8 protein-coding genes and 1 pseudogene are annotated in these 12,788 nt (G+C 42.9%); 3 read left to right on the top strand and 6 right to left on the bottom strand.

Annotation, left to right across the window (positions count from 1 at the left end; translation table 11 throughout):
* Positions 1-365: 365 nt before the first annotated feature.
* Entirely contained in the window at positions 366-2,483 is a 2,118-nt protein-coding gene (locus OCU90_RS11680) for a methyl-accepting chemotaxis protein (RefSeq protein ID WP_061021837.1), read from the top strand.
* 156 nt (positions 2,484-2,639) lie between these two features.
* On the opposite strand, the gene OCU90_RS11675 is transcribed toward OCU90_RS11680, so the two are convergent.
* The 5 genes from OCU90_RS11675 to dinG all read right to left on the bottom strand — a co-directional run bounded on the left by OCU90_RS11675 (position 2,640) and on the right by dinG (position 7,553).
* Entirely contained in the window at positions 2,640-3,773 is a 1,134-nt protein-coding gene (locus tag OCU90_RS11675; RefSeq protein ID WP_061021834.1) for a ribosomal protein uL16 3-hydroxylase, read from the bottom strand.
* Between the two features lie 50 nt (positions 3,774-3,823).
* Positions 3,824-3,994 carry a pleiotropic regulatory protein RsmS gene (rsmS, locus tag OCU90_RS11670; RefSeq protein WP_004736541.1) on the bottom strand — a complete coding sequence of 57 codons (171 nt, stop codon included), beginning with the start codon at positions 3,992-3,994 and terminating at the stop codon, positions 3,824-3,826.
* A complete protein-coding gene (locus OCU90_RS11665) occupies positions 3,984-4,532 on the bottom strand; it encodes a primosomal replication protein (RefSeq protein ID WP_061021832.1) in 549 nt (182 codons plus the stop codon). The genes rsmS and OCU90_RS11665 overlap by 11 nt, the downstream gene beginning before the upstream one ends.
* Positions 4,533-4,554: 22 nt before the next feature.
* Positions 4,555-5,334 (bottom strand): sulfite exporter TauE/SafE family protein, encoded by a 780-nt coding sequence (locus tag OCU90_RS11660; protein ID WP_004736543.1) that lies wholly within the window; start codon positions 5,332-5,334, stop codon positions 4,555-4,557.
* 128 nt (positions 5,335-5,462) lie between these two features.
* Complete coding sequence (dinG, locus tag OCU90_RS11655; protein WP_061021830.1) at positions 5,463-7,553, bottom strand: ATP-dependent DNA helicase DinG; 2,091 nt, start codon at positions 7,551-7,553, stop codon at positions 5,463-5,465.
* 516 nt (positions 7,554-8,069) lie between these two features.
* Between dinG and OCU90_RS11650 the strand changes: the two genes are divergently transcribed.
* Positions 8,070-9,077, top strand: coding sequence for a porin (locus OCU90_RS11650; protein WP_017083949.1), 1,008 nt, complete (start codon positions 8,070-8,072; stop codon positions 9,075-9,077).
* 137 nt (positions 9,078-9,214) lie between these two features.
* Here OCU90_RS11650 and OCU90_RS11645 read toward each other — a convergent pair.
* Positions 9,215-9,943: pseudogene (locus OCU90_RS11645) on the bottom strand (pseudouridine synthase).
* Positions 9,944-10,264: 321 nt separating this feature from the next.
* On the opposite strand from OCU90_RS11645, the gene OCU90_RS11640 reads away from it, so the two are divergent.
* Entirely contained in the window at positions 10,265-12,490 is a 2,226-nt protein-coding gene (locus tag OCU90_RS11640; protein WP_017085849.1) for an NADP-dependent isocitrate dehydrogenase, read from the top strand.
* Positions 12,491-12,788 lie beyond the last annotated feature (298 nt).

The raw sequence follows: 12,788 nt of genomic DNA, 5'->3' as shown, positions 1-12,788 counted from the left end.
TGAAGTTGATCAAGATAAAAATCTATAGTTTGGATTATTAAAACTAATCCGAAGTTACTGTGTTATCAAAGATCAAAAGGGGGAATGTTTTTCCTAGAAATTTCGATGCTATGGTTATGCCTAAAGTGTTAGTTCAATAGTTATATGGCCCATGATGGCGTGATTACATTTAGTTGAAATCACAGAAAAAAGGCAAAAGACACGGCCTATTAACATTTATGTAAACTTTCGTTTTATATGTAAGCAATTTGTGCTGTAATTATCCGCTAAGCTATTCGTCAAACTTATTTACATTGTGCTCTTCAATTCATCTCAATGTGGTAGTTACGGTTATGGAAGTCTTTTGGCTTAAATAAGGATATTAAATGCGCTCACTATCGGTACAGTGGAAAATCACCCTGCTTGCAGGCTGCTGTCTAATCATTACTTCACTGTCTCTTATTGGTTTTTCAATCTATAACGCGACCAGTAACCAACAAGTCATCAAATCTCAAAGCTCAGAATCAGTTATCAATAAAACTCAGCAGTTGCTGGCGTCTGTTTCTCAGCTTAATGCTCAAGAAACCCAACGCTATGTAGACGAAGCGGTTTACCGCGCAGAAATGTTAGCAGCCAGTGCTCAGTTTCTAAAGAACAATGCGGATGAAAACTTTACCCCAAGTGAAGAGCTTCGTACTGCGTTAGATGAAATGGTTCGTCGCTCAGTTTTGAACTTTGATTCTATTCAAGGTGCATATTTAGTTTTCCAACCTGATTTACTTGATGGTGAAGATGCGAATTATGTCGATGCGGACTATGTTGGATCTAATGAAAAAGGTCGTTTTGCTCCTTATTGGAAGGTGGCGGATAACGGCGAAAATGTTCTAGCGAACGTTCTGTCAGAACCTATCTTGAGCGATGATAGCAATAGCGAACGCTTTTATTGTCCTTTGTCTTCAGGGCAAACGTGTATTAGTACTCCACGAGTCGTGAACAGCGGTGGTACTGCATTACTTACCTCTTCAATTTCAGTACCTATCTTAGTTGATGATGTTGCTATTGGCTTCTTGGGTATTGACCTAAGGTTAGATGGCTTGACCAGTGTGGTCACGCAATCGGATCAAAGCTTATTTGATGGCGCTGGTGCCGTTTATGTTGTCAGCCTAGACGGTTCGGTTATTGCTTCAGATGACTCAAGTATTGCAGTCGGCTCGGTCTTTCAAAGTGACAATACCAACAGTGATTTAATGACTGACTTTATTTTCGGTGGTGAAGCGACGACTCAATGGAGTGAGAATGGTGAGTGGTTACTCGCATTTGCTCCTGTTACCGCGGCAAACCAAACTTGGGGCGTGCTGTTTGAGATCCCGCGAGAGAGTGTGGTTGCCGATGCTAACCGATTGGATTCAATCATTAGTACTAAAGTAAGCGAAGGCATCCAAACGGAAGTGATTGCAGGCGTCATCTTTATTCTTTTTGGTTTAGCTATTATCGCGTTTTCTTCATTGTCTATTGTTAAGCCTATCCGACAGGTAGTCGAAAGGCTCAATGATATCGCTTCTGGTGAAGGTGATTTGACTCAGCGTTTGGAAGTGAAATCTCAAGACGAAATTGGTCAGTTATCACAAGGGTTTAACCTGTTCTTAGATAAGCTTCAGCACACGATTAAAGAAGTGATTCAAACCACTGAGCAAGTAGCGAGTACGACAAGTCAAGCTAAGGCATCAGCATCAAGTACACGTGAAAGCAGTGAATCTCAATTTAAAGAAGTCGATCTAGTGGCAACAGCCGCAGAAGAGATGACTCAGACTGCTGGATTAGTGGTACAAAATGCAGAAGTTGCAGTTGATGCTGCTTGTGAAGCGAACCGTTCTGCTCGACAAGGGCAACAAGTCATCGAACTCTCAGCTGGAGAAATGAGAAAGCTGGTGGAGCGTATGTCGAGCGCTGTTCCTATTGTTGAAGAGTTAGCTAAAAATAACGGTAACATCACCGAAATCTTAAGTGTTATTGAAGGGATCTCTGAGCAAACCAACTTACTAGCATTGAATGCGGCGATTGAAGCGGCGAGGGCGGGTGAGCAAGGACGAGGTTTTGCTGTTGTAGCTGATGAGGTAAGAAACTTAGCAAGTCGTACACAATCATCGGTTGGTGAAATCAGAGCGGTGATCGACAAGGTTCATGCTGGAACTCAAGATGTTGTTGAAGCGATACAAGAAGGTAATATATTAGCCAATGATACTGCGTTACATGTTCAAAATGCAGTTGAAGATCTTGGTTCGATTTTCACTTCAATTGAAGAGATCAGCGATATGAATAGCCAGATCGTGAGAGCAGCAGAAGAGCAGCAATCGGTTTCCGGTGAAGTGAATCAAAGTGTGGTTAACATTCGCGACTTAAGTGCGAAAATTTTGGAACAAGCTGCAGCTTCTGAGCAAGTGGGCAGCGAAATCGAGCAACTATCTCAACAGCAACAGAAATTGGTGAATCAATTCAAGGTCTAGTAGTTCAAAGTCTAGATGGTCACGGTTTAGCTATTTAAGCTTAGTTGACTGTTGAATAGAAAAAGGGACAAATGAAGATTTCATTTGTCCCTTTTGTTTTTCTTAGGTTCTAAGGCTTTAGATCTCGATGATATCCACCGAAACCGATTAACGAAGTTAGTCTTCGATAAACCAGTAACCTTTGTTTACCAATTCAGTCACGACAGTGACACCTGAAGGCGTCAAAGTGGTTGCTGAGTTAATCACCGAGTCATCACACAGTACGTTTAGTAGCGATGAATCCGATTTTTCAACCTTGACCACTTCACCATTGATGTAAGCCGTGTTGCTTTCATTCTCATGGTAGAGCGCTTTTAAGCCCGATACTCGACAAATCTCGCCTTCTGACTCTAAGTGCTGAGCGATCTCTTCTTCTGTCCATAATGGCTCAGGAGCGACGATATCAAGCTGGTGGCGTGATTGGCTTAGCAAACATCCCATGAATTCGCTGATGGTTTCAGGTTGCTCTAATGCAGATTTCAACATGTCAGTTAGATTGCTTAAATCCGATGAACGAATCTTGCCGTAACCATCTTGCGTTTTGAATTCTGGATCGTGAAGATGAATGTCACCCATATCATGAGCAAGTACAAAATCGGCGAAGTTGCTGATTAGCTCTTGTTCTTTAGGGGAGCGATAGCCAATAGAGTAGCTCATTGATGGCTCTAACGTGTTGCCTTCATGAGGGAAACCCGGTGGGATATAAAGGATATCGCCCGGCTCTAAAGTTTCATCAATGATCGGTTCAAAACCTTCGATTTGACGAAGTGCAGAAGCTTGGACTGTCTCTTTGTATTGGCCAACATCTTTCGCGCCAACCTTCCACTGACGTTTACCTTGGCCTTGAATGATGAATACGTCATATTGATCAATATGGGGGCCTACGCCGCCTTCTGGTGCTGAGTAGCAGATCATTAGGTCGTCGAATAACCAGTTTGGTAAAGCTTGGAACGCTTCTGTCAGCTGATTTGCACCTTGGTGCCAGTGGTTCGCTGCTTGAACGATCAATTGCCAATGTGTTTCAGTTAGCTCGCCAAATTTCTCTTCGGAGAATGGACCATGTTCTGCAGTCCATTGGTTGTCGAGGTTAGAGACAAAGCGAGAATCCACTTCTTCTTCCATCGATAAACCAGCAAGTTCTTCCGGCGAAATTGGGTCGACGAAGTTTTGGAAGCCACCTTTTAAGATGGTTGGTTTTTTATGCCAGTAGTTTTCAAGAAATTCGGGCATAGAAAAGCTAAGTTGGTACATGTGAATCCTGTATGTTTTGATGCTAGATGCTAGATGCTAGATGCTAGATGCTAGATGCTAGATGCTAGTTTGGCTTGTAAATCTTGTTGGACAATCTTAATTGCTTCTAACGCCACTTTTGGGTCGATTTCGTTGCTTTCGAGCAGATAGATCAGGTCGACAGCTAACTTAACTTCTTCTGGCGCATTATCCAGTGGTGATGATGTGTTATCAGTGTTCATTTCGCTTAGGGTTCTCTAAGTTAATCAGTCTCTCAATATTTTTCATTGAGTCTTCACAGCGTTCTAATCGTTCTTTTGCTAATTGCCAAGCCTCGTCCGCTTTTTTCTTATTGTGGCGGGGCGCAGAATCAAACGCTAACTCTCGTACTCGTACTAAATCGACCAGTCGTTTTTGCCAATCTTGGTGCTGAGCGAGTTCGTTGTATAGGTCGTTGAGATTCTTGCCTGACTTACTTTTTCGGTCTAAGCGTAAATCATGGTTAGCGAGCTCCCTTTGGATTGCAGCTATCTGGTTAGTCAGCTTTTCCGTCAGGTAGTTGGCCCGAGATGCGGTCAGTTGATTTGTCGCTTGTTCACGAATAATGGTGTTGTACGTTGTTTGAGTTTCAAGTGCGTAGGGCAGTAAAATAGAAGAGCTGCACTTAAATAAGGTTCGGTCAAACAAGGCTTGATGATAAGCACCACGGGCTTTGTCGACCTGAGAACTGTGCCCAATTAAGGTATCCAGTACACTTTTAAGATTTGAAAAATGGTTCATTTCGCTTCCCATTGGCTGGTGGCTATAAGTTTACAAACCACGCTTCGTAAGCCAGTTTAATCGCAAGGACACTCACAACAGTCACAAAGACAGGTCGTATAAATGTAGCACCAAAGCGAATAGCAGAATGTGCTCCAACAAATGCACCAGCCATCAAACAAAGCCCCATGGTTAAACCTAGAACCCAATCAATATGACCGAGAATCGCAAAGGTCACCAAAGAGGTGAAGTTGCTAGTGAAGTTCATCGCTTTAGACAAACCAGAAGCCAGTAAGATATTTAAGCGATAAAGCGCCATAGAACTCACCGTCCAAAACGCGCCAGTACCTGGGCCTGCAACACCATCATAAAAGCCAAGAATGAATCCTTGGTACTTTTGTTTTCTTTTAAGTACCGGACACGGTTTAGGAGACACATTATGGCTCACATCCGGAGTTTTATGAAAAATGGTATAGACAGCAGCGGCAAGAATAACTAATGGCAATACCTTCTCTAACCACTCTGTACTAATGGCATCAACAGTCAGGGTGCCGATTGTTGCACCTATTAATGTCGATATGAAAGCATTGGTCCAACATTCAGGTTTGAACAGTTTCTTTCGATAGTAAGTAAAAGCGGCAGTTGATGAGGCAAACGTTGCGGCCAGCTTATTAGTTCCGAGTGCAATATGTGGCGGTAAACCAAGCGATAGCAAAGCTGGGACCGTTAACATCCCTCCGCCACCGGCGACAGCATCGATAAAGCCTGCTGCAAATGCAACCAAGGCAAGTATGACCAACATGGTTGGCTCAATCATTTCCATAAATAGCTAGTGTTCTCGTTATCGGCTGTTAGGGCAGCCACATGAATAATCAATGGATTAGTCATGTTGGGTTGTGAATGCAAGGGCCTAGCGATGACAGGCCCATAACTACCTTGAGGGCAGTAAAATTAGTATTTTATTGTTCTTTTAAAAGGCGGTAGCGAATCGAGTAGGGATTTCCCGTATCGCTTCGTGACTATGCGTCTATCAAGGATCGTGACTCTACCAGAATCTCGTTCTTTACGCAGCAATCTACCCACAGATTGAATAAGCTTTTTACTCGCTTCTGGAACAGTAATCTGCATAAAAGGATTACCGCCGCGTGATTCAATATATTCTGAATGTGCTCGCTCTACAGGAGAGGTAGGAACACCAAAAGGAATCTTGGTAATAACGAGGTTTTCAAGTAGCTCACCAGGTAGATCAAGACCTTCAGAAAAGCTACCCGTTCCAAAAAGGACGCTGGTTTTACCTTGGTCTATCAGATTTTTATGTTTTTTTAGGATTTCGGTTCGTGAAGTATCACCTTGAACCTGCAATGCCCACGACTTTTTAACGAAATCTGTTGCCAAAGCTTCTGCAACTTTATTCATTTGCCAGTAAGAAGAGAATAAAACGAGATTGGCTTTGTTGTCTTCTATTACCTTAGGCAATATTTCAATAAGATATTCAGTAAACTGAGGTGCTTGTGGTTCGTACTTCATTGCAGGAACAACCAGCTCAGCTTGGTTCTGATAATCAAACGGCGATGCCAAAGCAAGAAATTGTACACCGTCTTCGGCTTTTTGACTGATACCAGCTTGATGGCAGAAAAAGTTGAAGGAGTTAAGTGCTCTCATTGTCGCAGAGACGAGTACTGCACCAACACAACGACTCCAGATCTGTTGGTCCAGTTGCCAACCCACCTCTAGTGGCGAAACATTCACAACGAAATCGCCTTCACTTTCTTTATTCAGTTCAAGCCAACGCGCTAAAGGCGCTTCTTTTTCGCGTTTAGGCTCAGCCATTAAGCGCCAAACCTGAGCAAGGTTTTCTGTCCTTTGTATATAGAAACCAATTTCTGCAAGCGCAGGCTCTGCCAGTTTTGCAGAAAGCTCTCCGTCTTTAACTCGCTCTGCAATCAAGTCTGCAATCTTCGCAACGGCTTGGCTCGCCTTTTGTGTGAGTTGCTTGAGATCTTTAGATTCATTCTCTAGCCAATCAGGTAAGTCGCCATGCTCGAAGCGATACAAGCCGTCTTCAAAGTGGCTAGCATCAAACTGTTTGCTCATTTGAGTAAGAGTAGGAATCAGCTGTTGTACAGAATCCTGCAATTCATTTCTGAATCGACCCACTCGCTTTTCATCCGCCAAGCCCGAAAGCTTGGTGATTGATTGATTCAAACGCTCTAACCATGAAGCGGCACCCTTTAAGCTCGCCGCTGCAGAAGAGTGATCTCTTGCTACGTGTGGTAAGTGGTGAGCCTCGTCAAATATATAGATGCTATTTTCTGGTTCGGGCAGTATCACGCCGCCACCAAGGTCGGCATCAGCCATCACTAAACTGTGATTGGCGATAATCACGTCTGCTTTATCCAGTTCCGAGCGTGCTTTTTGGAAAGGGCAGTCTCGATGAGTCGGCATACTGTTGTTACAGCTATGCTTATCACTGACAATCATCAGCCAAATCATATTGTCGATTGGCTTTGGCCACGAATCACGGTCACCATCCCATTTACCTTGGGTTAGGCTTCGATACATAGTTTGAAGTTGGTCGATGTCTTTCTTCTTTGGCTTAGATTCGAACATTGCCATTTGTCCGCCATCAATTTGTCCACCATCAAGCCCACAAGCAGCGGCTAACTTCTCGGAGCAACAATAACGCTGTCTGCCCTTCGCTAATATGAAAGAAAATTCTCGATCAGTCAGTCTTCTATATAGAGGGAGATCTTTATTGACGAGTTGTTCTTGTAGGGCAACCGTCGCTGTCGAAATGATGATTTTTCGATTATTTAGCACAGCGACAGGAATCGTTGCCATGAGATAGGCGAGTGATTTCCCGATTCCTGTTCCCGCCTCGGCAACAATCATACGATTACTTTTGTGGTATTGACCACAAAGTGTCTTAGCTATTTCTGCAACTAGGTAATTTTGAGCACGTCGAGGTACAAAGTTGTCCAACTGATCTTGGAGGTTTTGATAACTGGTGCGAATGGATTTTTGAATTTTAGTAGTTAGCATACTGTGACCTACATAACGGAGCGAGGATAGTAGCACATATCACTAGTCGGTACATTTGCGGCGAAATAGCTTGCTTTTGAATCAAAGGTAGATCTTGTTCACAAAAAAAAACTGAACCATCAGGAACTTAACGATTTTATTTATGTTGTGAAATATAAATTTTAAAAAAGACTGGCTTGTAGGTGTTAAATTCTAATTTGTTGCTTTTTTATTGGCTTATATAGCTTTAAGTTCTGTTATGTTCTTTTTTTATATTATTATATTTCCTGATAAAACTAAGGATAAGTTACTCGTAAAACAATGAAAAAAAATGTAAGTCTTTGATTGTTATTGCTTTGTGTTTTTTTTAGATGTGTTTTTAGTTTATTTGACACGCAGGATAATCTTTTGCAATCTAGACCTCGAAATTTAGTGACGGTGATTAACCAACAAAGAGTGGTAATGACCAGTCGCACAAAATAAAAAAAGGGAACCGGGCAAGGATCTCCCATTCTTAGAAAAGGCAGTGGATTTATTATGAAAAAGACTCTATTAGCGTTAACAATCGCAGCAGCTTCAACTTCAGCTTTCGCGAACGTAGGCCTAGGCAACGCAAAACCAACATTTGAATTTGACCCAATGCACAAAGAACAGTTCTCTGTTTCTGGTTCACTTGGTCTTGGTGGTTACTACGATACTAAAACTAACGCTATGTACGATGACTGGGCAACAGCTCTTACTCTAGCAGTTAGCTACAAAAACAACCGCCTAGTTGGTTACTTCGAAACTGATTTCGAACTTAACTGGACAACTGACGAAAACGACAACGGCTTCGGCGTTAAAAATGAATTCGGTACTGACGTTGATAAAGCATGGTTAGGTTTTGACACTGGTGTTGGTGTTGCATCTTTCGGTTGGGAAAACGATACTGCTCTTGATAAAGTTGATGGCGCTGGCGACATGACTTACGAGTTCGGTTCTTCTGCTGGTGATGCTTCTGATGCATTCAACGTAGTTAAGTTCCAAGGCGCTACTTCAGGCTTCGCTTACGGTATCTCTTACTTCGAAACTGATGACGACCACTCTGCTGCTGATAAAGGCGTGAACGGTTACGTTGGTTTTGAAAGCGAAGTAGTAAATGTTTACGGTGGTTACGAAACTCGTGACGAAGCTGATTACCAAGTTTACTCTGTATCTGGTAACTCTAAAGTTGGTGAGCTAGACCTAGGTGTTAACTTCTGGATTAACGATGGTTCAGACGACAAAACAGCGACTAAGAACACTACTAACCTAGAAACAGTTGGCTACTACCTATCTGCCGGTTACCCAGTAACTGAGCAACTAACTCTTGCCGCTGGTTACAACGCTAACTCTACTACTGAAGATGGCAAAGCTGACAAAGACATCTCTCGCGTAAACGTTGCTGCAATGTACACACTTAACGACCGCGTAGATATGGGTATCGATATCCTACAAGACATCGATGCTGGTAAAGGCAACGACGAAGAAACTTACATCTTCGCAGCTGCATTCTACAGCTTCTAATAGTTACTTAATCAGTAATTGTTAAATGTTGATAAAAGCCAGTCTTATGACTGGCTTTTTTGTGTCTGAAATTCATCAATGCATATAAAAATGGCCACTTATATAGCGGCCATTTCTCTACTTATCGAAGTATCACTTTAAATCTCTTTCCACTCACCAGGCTGAAGTTGTCCTACATTCATGTTGCCCATTGAATAGCGAATAAGTCGCAGGGTAGGGAAGCCGATATTTGCTGTCATTCGTCTTACCTGACGGTTACGCCCTTCAATGATAGTAATCGCTAACTATGTTGTCGGTATTGCGGCTCTGAAACGCACTGGAGGGGTTCTTTCCCACACAACAGGTTCAGACATCACCTCAATTTGAGCAGGCAGTGTCATGCCGTCTTTTAGCTCGACACCTTTTCTCAATTTATCTAAATCTTCCTCAGAAGGTGCGCCTTCAACCTGCACCCAGTAAGTCTTTGGTGATTTTGAGTTTGGTTGAGTCAATTTGGCTTGGAAGATGCCATCATTGGTCAAGACCATTAACCCTTCACTGTCGCGATCAAGTCGACCCGCCGCGTAAACATCTTTAACAGGAATAAAGTCTGCGAGTGTTTTCCTGCCTTCGCCATCAGTGAACTGGCTGAGAGTATCGAAAGGCTTGTTGAACAAAATGACTTTGCGATCTTCGATTGCCACCTTAGGTTTCATGTTGGTAGATTTGCCTTTATATCGGTGCTTACTCGAGTGCGATTTTTTATGCGAACTACCCGTGTTATTTTTATCACTGCTTCGGTTTTGTCTATTACCGCTTTGTTTTAATGTTGCACCAGCACGAGCTGGTTTGTCTGAACGAGATACGCTGTGTGAGCGAGTAGACATGTTAACTACCTTGCAAAAATGTAAACGAAGTGTGCTGAAAAGTTTTCACTGAAACGGAATTGAGCTATCATTTGCGCGCCTAAAAGACACAAAATAGAACAAGTTGATGGACTCTTAAGCCTGATTTGTTTAATTATACCTTCGTGTTTTATTATAACAACGCACTCACGGATTTGGTTCATGCTGTCATCAAGATTGCATGAAAAATAAGATAGAGTACGACTATCGAGTAAGCAGTTTTCACTCTTTGAGTGGCTTACTGGTCAATTTATAACATGCTCACTACTTTAAATGAGCTTGTAAGAACTATAGGGAAATTTCATGCCTACTGAAAAACCAACGATCATCTATACCATTACAGATGAAGCTCCGGCGCTAGCAACTTACTCTCTGCTGCCAATCATTCAATCTTTTACAGCTTCTTCTGGTATTAACGTTGATACTCGCGACATTTCACTTGCAGGGCGCATTATTGCCAACTTCCCTGACTATTTGAACGAAGAGCAACGTATTGGTGATGCATTAGCAGAACTAGGTGAATTGGCTAAGACACCAGAAGCGAACATTATCAAGCTTCCAAACATCTCGGCATCTGTACCTCAGCTTCAAGCAACGATCAAAGAGCTACAGTCAAAAGGTTACGCACTTCCTAATTACCCAGAAGAAGCAAACACTGACGAAGAGAAAGCCGTTAAAGCAACTTACGATAAAATCAAAGGTAGTGCAGTAAACCCTGTGCTACGTGAAGGTAACTCGGATCGCCGTGCTCCACTTTCTGTTAAGAACTATGCGAAGAAGAACCCACACTCAATGGGTGCATGGTCTGCAGATTCTAAGTCGCACGTTTCAAGTATGGACGACAAAGACTTCTTCGGCAGTGAAAAGTCAGTAACGATTGAAGGTGCTACAGAAGTGAGCATCGAATTTGTTGGCAAAGATGGCGCGAAGAAAACACTGAAGCCAGCTTTTGCACTGCAAGATAAAGAGATCATTGATGCGTCAGTTATGAACAAAGCTGCTTTGGTTGCGTTCTTTGAGAAAGAAATCGCATCGGCTAAAGAGCAAGGCGTACTGCTTTCTCTTCACATGAAAGCGACGATGATGAAAGTGTCTGACCCTGTGATTTTTGGTCATGCGGTTAAGGTTTACTACAAAGACGTATTCGCTAAGCACGGTCAGCTGTTCAACGAGTTAGGTGTTGATGTAAATAACGGCATCGGCGATGTATACGCAAAAATCGCTGCACTTCCTCAAGATCAGAAACAGGCAATCGAAGCTGACCTACAAGCAGTATACGAAACTCAGCCTCCACTAGCGATGGTTGACTCAGACCGTGGTATTACTAACCTACACGTTCCAAGTGACATCATTGTTGATGCATCGATGCCTGCAATGTTACGTTCTTCAGGTCAAATGTGGGATCCAGAAGGTAAGCAAAAAGATACGAAAGCAATGATTCCAGATCGTAGCTACGCGAGCATCTACCAAGCGGTTATTGATTTCTGTAAAGAGAACGGTGCTTTCGACCCTACAACGATGGGCAGTGTACCAAACGTTGGCCTAATGGCTCAAAAAGCGGAAGAGTACGGTTCTCACGATAAGACTTTCATCCTTGAAGCTGCTGGTCAGGTTCAAGTTGTAGACGCTTCAGGTTCAGTGCTTCTTGAGCAAGACGTAGAGGAAGGTGATATCTTCCGTATGTGTCAGGTTAAAGATGCACCAATTCAAGATTGGGTTAAGCTAGCGGTTACTCGTGCTCGAGCATCGGGTGTTCCTGCGGTATTTTGGCTAGACGCGTCTCGCGCACATGACGCTCAGCTTATTGAGAAAGTAGAAGCGTACCTTCCTGAATACGATACTGATGGTCTTGAAATTAAGATCCTTGCTCCACTTGAAGCAACTCAATATTCATTGGTTCGTATCAAAGAAGGTCTAGATACTATTTCTGTTACAGGTAACGTATTACGTGACTACCTAACGGATTTATTCCCAATTTTAGAGCTTGGTACGTCAGCTAAAATGCTATCGATTGTTCCACTAATGAACGGTGGTGGTCTGTTTGAAACTGGTGCTGGCGGTTCTGCTCCTAAGCACGTGCAACAAGTAGAGAAAGAAAACCACCTGCGTTGGGATTCTTTAGGTGAATTCTTGGCATTAGCGGCATCTCTAGAGCACCTAAGCGTGGTCACTGGCAATGCTAAAGCACAAGTTCTAGCTGACGCGCTTGATAAAGCGACGGGCGAGTTCCTAGATAAAAACAAATCTCCTTCACGTCGAGTAGGTGAGCTTGATAACCGTGGTAGCCATTACTACCTAGCAGCATACTGGGCTAAAGCGCTTGCTGAGCAAACGGTTGACGCTGACCTTGCTGCTGAGTTTGCAGGTGTGGCAAGTCAATTGGCTGAAAGTGAAGAAGCTATCGTTGCTGAGCTAAACAACGCTCAAGGTCCAGCAGGTGATTTAGGTGGTTATTACCTACTTGATGATGCATTGGTTTCATCACTAATGCGTCCAAGTTCAACACTGAACGCATTCATTGACGCATAGTAATTAGACTCACCGTTAGCAAATTATGGTCATGATTTACTAACGAGTTGCTTGGTCTGACAGTTAGGTCGTAGACCAAGACAAAACGAAAGACGCTTTAACGATAACGTTAAAGCGTCTTTTTTGTTTATTCATAATGCTTTGCTAGGCCTAGACCTAGACCTAGACCTAGACCTAGACCTTGAACTACTTTGGGGGCAAACATCCTCGAGCGAGTCGTATTGTGAGCAACGTTATAGCTTCTAGATCGAAAAACCGCTCATTTAATCCTGTATTAGGGGTATCAAATGAGCGGTTT

The organism is Vibrio splendidus, assembly GCF_024347615.1.
In the GTDB taxonomy this organism is placed as follows: Bacteria; Pseudomonadota; Gammaproteobacteria; order Enterobacterales; family Vibrionaceae; genus Vibrio; species Vibrio splendidus.
Note: the sequence above shows the minus strand (reverse complement) of the source record. Positions and strands in the feature narration are given on the sequence as shown.

Coding starts and splice junctions, on each gene's coding strand:
- OCU90_RS11680 (WP_061021837.1), top strand. CDS start 366: ATGCGCTCACTATCGGTACAGTGGAAAATCACCCTGCTTGCAGGCTGC.
- OCU90_RS11675 (WP_061021834.1), bottom strand. CDS start 3,773: ATGTACCAACTTAGCTTTTCTATGCCCGAATTTCTTGAAAACTACTGG.
- rsmS (WP_004736541.1), bottom strand. CDS start 3,994: ATGAACACTGATAACACATCATCACCACTGGATAATGCGCCAGAAGAA.
- OCU90_RS11665 (WP_061021832.1), bottom strand. CDS start 4,532: ATGAACCATTTTTCAAATCTTAAAAGTGTACTGGATACCTTAATTGGG.
- OCU90_RS11660 (WP_004736543.1), bottom strand. CDS start 5,334: ATGGAAATGATTGAGCCAACCATGTTGGTCATACTTGCCTTGGTTGCA.
- dinG (WP_061021830.1), bottom strand. CDS start 7,553: ATGCTAACTACTAAAATTCAAAAATCCATTCGCACCAGTTATCAAAAC.
- OCU90_RS11650 (WP_017083949.1), top strand. CDS start 8,070: ATGAAAAAGACTCTATTAGCGTTAACAATCGCAGCAGCTTCAACTTCA.
- OCU90_RS11640 (WP_017085849.1), top strand. CDS start 10,265: ATGCCTACTGAAAAACCAACGATCATCTATACCATTACAGATGAAGCT.